Here is a 5456-nt window from a genome sequence, read left to right as displayed (position 1 = left end):
CCCACTGCTGCCTCCCGTAGGAGTCTGGGCCGTGTCTCAGTCCCAGTGTGGCTGGTCGTCCTCTCAGACCAGCTACTGATCGTCGCCTTGGTAGGCCTTTACCCCACCAACTAGCTAATCAGCCATCGGCCAACCCTATAGCGCGAGGCCCGAAGGTCCCCCGCTTTCATCCATGGATCGTATGCGGTATTAATCCGGCTTTCGCCGGGCTATCCCCCACTACAGGACATGTTCCGATGTATTACTCACCCGTTCGCCACTCGCCACCAGGTGCAAGCACCCGTGCTGCCGTTCGACTTGCATGTGTAAGGCATGCCGCCAGCGTTCAATCTGAGCCAGGATCAAACTCTTCAGTTCAAACCTGTTACTGTTTTCGGTTCTTGCGAACCGGTCGCTCACTCAAAGCTGACAGGAATATGAATCACTTCATAAACCTGACTTACTTTAGTGTGAGACTCTTGATACTTTCGCTATCTGATCCGAGGATCAGCTCGCTGCCATCAAGCGCCCACACTTATCGGCTGTTAATTTTTAAAGAGCATTTCTGCGAGGAACCTAGCGTTTCCCGCAGCGCTGCGTTTTCAGCAGCAGAGAAGCGAGATTATCAACCGTTTTTTGAGACTCGTCAACAACTTTTTTAACTACTTCGTTGCGACGACTGCGGTTTAATTTCACGTGCACTGGAATCGATAAAACCGACTTCAACAGCACCGCTTCCCTCTTTTCTCCCGCGCCGTGTTTCCGTTAGCGCGAAAGAGGCGTGATTCTATGCATCCGCCCCGGTCTCCGCAACCCCTTTTGTGAAATATTTTTGACGTGCTATGGCGGGGGACCGCTGAGCACTTCCTGGTGCTCATATATAGGCGACACGGCAGGCGCAGCCTCGGTCGCCCTTGAACAGCCCCGCCGCATCGCACGCAACCTTCCGTCGATTACCGCCCCACCATCGCCCTCACCACCCCGTCCCGCCGAATCAGCCCGTGATACAGCGCCGCGGCAAAGTGCGCGAGGAACGTCAGGAAGAACAGATACGCCAGCAGGCGATGCGCAACCCGGAGCCACGCGAATGTCACCGGATCGGCCGACACCAGCGCCGGCAGTTGCACGCCGCCGCCCAACGTCACCGGATATCCGCCCGCCGACAGCATCGCCCAGCCGATCAGCGGCATCGCCACCATCAGCGCATACAGCACGAGATGCGACCCGTGCGCTGCCGCCTTCTGCCACCACGGCAGATCGTCGGGCAACGCCGGCGGCTTCGACAGCATCCGCACCACGATCCGCACGCACACCAGCACCAGCACGGCCACGCCCAGCGGCTTGTGAATCGCCACCAGGATCTCGTGCCGCTCGGAAACCGACGCCACCATTCCCACCCCGATGAACAGCATCGCGAGGATCATCGCGGCCATCACCCAGTGCAGCACCCGCGCCGGCAAACTAAACGTCGTCGAAGCCTTCATCATCGTCCCTCCCCACTCACTCGCGCCACGCCTGCCACGCCGGCCTCTTCACTCGTGCGTCGCAGATACGAATCCGCATACGCGGCCGAGCGCGCCGCCAGCAACGGATCGCCCGACACCTGGATCCCCTGCGGCAGCACCGTTGGGTCGTAATTCACGTCGCGGCACGGGCCGCTGTCCTGCGCCTCCACGCGGTCGAGCACGAGCGTGCCCGCATCGATCGTCTTGCGCTGCTCGGGCCAGACCTTCGTCGCGTCGTCCACGGGGTCGCCAGGGTCCGCCAGCGTGACCAGCAGCTTCCACTTCTGCGGGCCGGCCGCGATGCGCTGCGTCACGTCCTGCTGCAGCACGTTCGGATCCGCGGCCGTCGCGACGTCGCCGGCGCCGGCCGTCTGCTCCGGCACGACGCGCCACCGCACCGCCTGGCGCTTGCCGGCAGCATCGACGAAGTAGAAGGCGTTCAACCCGTAATAGCTTTCGGTGACGTAGCTCGCGCTCGGCTTCGCACCCTTCACCCACTGCAGGAACGCGCCCGCTTCCGGATGCGCGCCGAAGAACGCCTTCACCTTCGCCGGATCCGGCTTGCCCGTCTTCGGATCGGGCCGGGTCGCGAGCGTCTGCTCGTAGAACGCCTGCGGCGTCGCGACCGGGAACACCGGCATCGCGTTCATCCCGGTCCGCCATTGCTCGCCGTCCGGCGCGGTGAGCTTCAGCGCGAGGCTGCGGATCGGCACGCTGCTGTCCGGCGCATAAGGATTCCCGCCCGGCAACGCGAAACGTCCGACCACCGGCGTGCGCACCGCCTTGAAGAACGGCGCGACCGAATACGCGCTCGCGGCGCCATTGCCCTCGAAGTAGCCGGTCACGCACACGCCCTTCGCGTGATTGCGCCGGTAGCCGGGATGGATGCCGCTGTTGGTCTGCAGCGCATCGACGATGCGATGCGGGGTCAGACGCGCCGGCGCGAGCCACCCGCCGGCATACCCGAACGCCGCGGCCACGCCGGCCACCGCGCCGCCGATCACGGCCCAGCGCCACCACCCGCGCCCGCGCCCGGGCTCGCGCTGCGGCGAAGAAGAAGATTGCTTCATGAATGCACTCCCGATCGTCAGATCATTGTCGAACGCGCGTAGGACGCCGCCCACGCCGCTTTATTCCACGAAGAATTTTTTCGTATGCTGGAGGGAATAACCGATGCCGGCCGGCGTCCTACGCGGCATCTACGACCCTTTCGGCAACCGGCCCAGCCATGCCCTCCACCGCCCTCGACGACGAAGCATTGCGTGAACTCATCCCCAGGCTGCGACGCTTCGCGCTCTGGCTGGCGCGCGACGTCCACGCGGCCGACGATCTCGTCCAGTCGACGCTCGAACGCGCACTGTCGCGCTGGACGAGCCGTCGCGACGACGCTTCGCTGCGCAGCTGGCTCTTCACGATCCTGTACCGGCAATTTCTCGATGGCAAACGCAGCGCGAAGCGCTACGCGTGGCTGCTCGGCCGCATGGGTGAAGACGACGAAGCGCACTGGCCGTCCGCCGAACGCGAATTCGCGGCGCGCGCGACGCTCGAAGCGTTCGGCCGGCTCTCCGACGAGCAGCGCAGCCTGCTGCTGCTCGTGGCGGTCGAAGGCTTCACCTATCAGGAAGCCGCCGACCTGCTCGAGGTGCCGATCGGCACCGTGATGTCGCGGCTCTCCCGCGCGCGCCAGGCGCTGCGCCAGCTCAGCGACGGTGAGCTTCCTGCTCCTTCTCTCCGATTGATGAAGAAATGAACACGCCTCCGAACGAACATGACCTTCAGGCCTATGTCGACGGCCAGCTCGACGACGATGCGCGTGCCGCGGTCGAGCGCTATCTCGCGCTGCATCCGGCGCGCGCCGAACAGGTGAAGCAATGGCAGCAGGACGCGCAGCGGCTGCGGGCCGCGCTGGAGAGCGTGCGGATGCCGGCCGATAACCCCGCGCTGGATCCGGCGGCGATTCGCGGCCAGCGGGCCGAGCGCGCGCGGATGCGGTTCGCGATGGCGGCTTCGTTCGTGTTCTGCGTCGGGCTCGGGACGTTCGGCGGATGGCAGGCGCGCGGGTGGAACGCGCCGCCGCCGATCGCGCCGATGAGCGATGCGGTCAAGGCTTACCAGATGATGGTGATCGATCGGACGGCCAAGGTCGATTACCGGCCGACCGGTGCGCGCGACTTGCAGGGATGGCTCACCAAAGGCGTGGGTGCATCGGCGAAGCTGCCGGATTTGAGCGCGGCGGGGTTCAGGCCGGTCGGCGGGCGGCTGTTCACGACGGACAGCGGCGCGACTGCCGCGATGGTGCTCTATCAGGATGATGCGGGGCGGACGCTGAGTTTCTATCTCCGGCCAGCGGAATCGGAACATCGGCTGCTGCCGAACGGGCAACGCGTGGATGGCGCGCTGCTCGCGCGGTATGGGTCGGTGAACGGGCTCAACTATGCGGTGGTCGGGCCGGCCGGGAGCGTTGGCGAGAAAGCAGTCGTGCAGGCGCTCGATCAGCAGACTTGAAGCGGTAGGATAAGCGCCCGGTTGACGGTTGGTGGCGGCCGCCAGCGCCTTTCGCGGGGCGGCCCGGCGGGCTTGAGCGGGTGCACGCTCACGAATCGAATGCACAGCATTTCGACTGACTTGCCGGCCTGTTATTCACATCGAACCCGCGCTGGCGCCCTCACCTTTAAAATCACAGGGTTTCGAGTCGCCGTGGAACAGGATATCCACATCGATCATGACGGTCCTGCATGCTGGCTTCGGTCGGTTCGCTCACCCGGTGAATGCACAGGATTTTGAGTGGCTGCGAGTCGGCGATATCCACAAGACATTCAACTTCCGGACGTCGCCGGCGATTCGTTCGCTGCCTTCTTTCATTGTCGGCAAGCCTTGCCGGGCAAGGTATTCAGGCCGATATGCGCATTGAAACCGGGACACTCACCGGTCGGATGCACAGGGTTTGGACTGGATCGTGCGTCGGTTGTCCACATGCGCTCATTTCGTGCGCTCCACGAACGCACTACCGTCATAGCGATACTCATGCGTTGCAGGGCCCGAATCGTCGATGTTGGTCCACGTGACCTTGAAGCCCACGGCATCGTCGATCCATTCGATGGCCAGGTAAGGCGATCGATTATCCCCGTCGGTGTCGAGCGACACGCTATCCAGACAACTCTGCACCGGCATTGCATAGCTCGACGCAGCAGCGTCGCCGCGGATCCGCAGGACGTAGAGCGTACTTTCCTCGCCCGCGCCGCAATAGCCCATCGGGTCGCGACTCGACGAATGGTTCACGACGATCAGTACGAACTCCTTGCCCCCGATGGCTCTCGAGCTCGCCGACGGAAAGCCGATGCTCGACGCAGACGCGATCGCCCGACGCAGTGCGATCGGCAACCGTACCGTGCTCGTGCGGTGATGCGCGTCGTCGACCTCGAACAACCGCTTTCCGTGTTGCTGCAGTTCACGTCCGTTCGAGAGCCGCACCGAGGCAGGCGCGTCGACTTTCGCGAATGCCGTTGCGACGGTCGCAACGGCTGCGAGGCCGAAGCTCCACCTGATGACCGGAGACATGATCGACATGAGGAATCCGTGTGAAGTGCGGCATTCAAGCGTGGGAAAGAACACGCAGCTTGCATGACTCGCGTCGATGCTCACTCGGCGAATGCACAGTGTTTGGAGCTGTTTTGCGCGTCGGTTATCCACACACCGCCGCCCGCGCTTCTGGTCACTTCGTTCCGACTATCCCGAGAATCTCGCCGGTTTCCGGCGCGATGACGTAGTGGAATGACTTCCCGATCCTGAAGTGCAGCCACGAACACGCCGGACGACATTTCGGATTCGTCGTGTCGGTCATCGTCAAAGGCTCAGGGTTCGAAATCGACCGTCATGTGCCGAGAAGAGAAATATGCGGCGATTGCCGAAATCACGGCTTGACGTGTGATGGCATCGATCGGCCGGTCATCGTGCGGCGGCGCCACGTACTTC

General features: G+C 63.6%; 6 protein-coding genes and 1 rRNA gene. 2 read left to right on the top strand and 5 right to left on the bottom strand.

Features of this window, described 5'->3' with window-relative positions; genetic code table 11:
- The 3 genes from AC3IFE_RS18670 to AC3IFE_RS18660 form a co-directional block, all read right to left on the bottom strand.
- Positions 1-357, bottom strand: a 16S ribosomal RNA gene (locus tag AC3IFE_RS18670); the annotation flags it as partial.
- A 575-nt stretch (positions 358-932) separates the two neighbouring features.
- Entirely contained in the window at positions 933-1466 is a 534-nt protein-coding gene (locus AC3IFE_RS18665) for a cytochrome b (protein WP_089466259.1), read from the bottom strand.
- Positions 1463-2554 carry a catalase family peroxidase gene (locus AC3IFE_RS18660; RefSeq protein ID WP_489191515.1) on the bottom strand — a complete coding sequence of 364 codons (1092 nt, stop codon included), beginning with the start codon at positions 2552-2554 and terminating at the stop codon, positions 1463-1465. Before AC3IFE_RS18660 ends, AC3IFE_RS18665 begins: the two co-directional genes overlap by 4 nt.
- Positions 2555-2712: 158 nt before the next feature.
- On the opposite strand from AC3IFE_RS18660, the gene AC3IFE_RS18655 reads away from it, so the two are divergent.
- Both AC3IFE_RS18655 and AC3IFE_RS18650 read left to right on the top strand, forming a co-directional pair.
- On the top strand, positions 2713-3234 hold the full coding sequence (locus tag AC3IFE_RS18655) for a sigma-70 family RNA polymerase sigma factor (protein WP_301739591.1): 522 nt from the start codon (positions 2713-2715) through the stop codon (positions 3232-3234).
- Positions 3231-3989, top strand: a complete 759-nt coding sequence (locus AC3IFE_RS18650) for an anti-sigma factor family protein (protein ID WP_489191514.1) — start codon at positions 3231-3233, stop codon at positions 3987-3989. Before AC3IFE_RS18655 ends, AC3IFE_RS18650 begins: the two co-directional genes overlap by 4 nt.
- Positions 3990-4463: 474 nt before the next feature.
- Here AC3IFE_RS18650 and AC3IFE_RS18645 read toward each other — a convergent pair whose 3' ends face one another.
- Positions 4464-5126, bottom strand: a complete 663-nt coding sequence (locus AC3IFE_RS18645; protein ID WP_489191513.1) for a hypothetical protein — start codon at positions 5124-5126, stop codon at positions 4464-4466.
- Positions 5127-5335: 209 nt separating this feature from the next.
- Positions 5336-5449 carry an Imm74 family immunity protein gene (locus AC3IFE_RS18640; protein ID WP_489191517.1) on the bottom strand — a complete coding sequence of 38 codons (114 nt, stop codon included), beginning with the start codon at positions 5447-5449 and terminating at the stop codon, positions 5336-5338.
- Positions 5450-5456: the final 7 nt, after the last annotated feature.

It is taken from the genome of Burkholderia sp. APQ4-4ca, from assembly GCF_057837105.1.
Note: the sequence above shows the minus strand (reverse complement) of the source record. Positions and strands in the feature narration are given on the sequence as shown.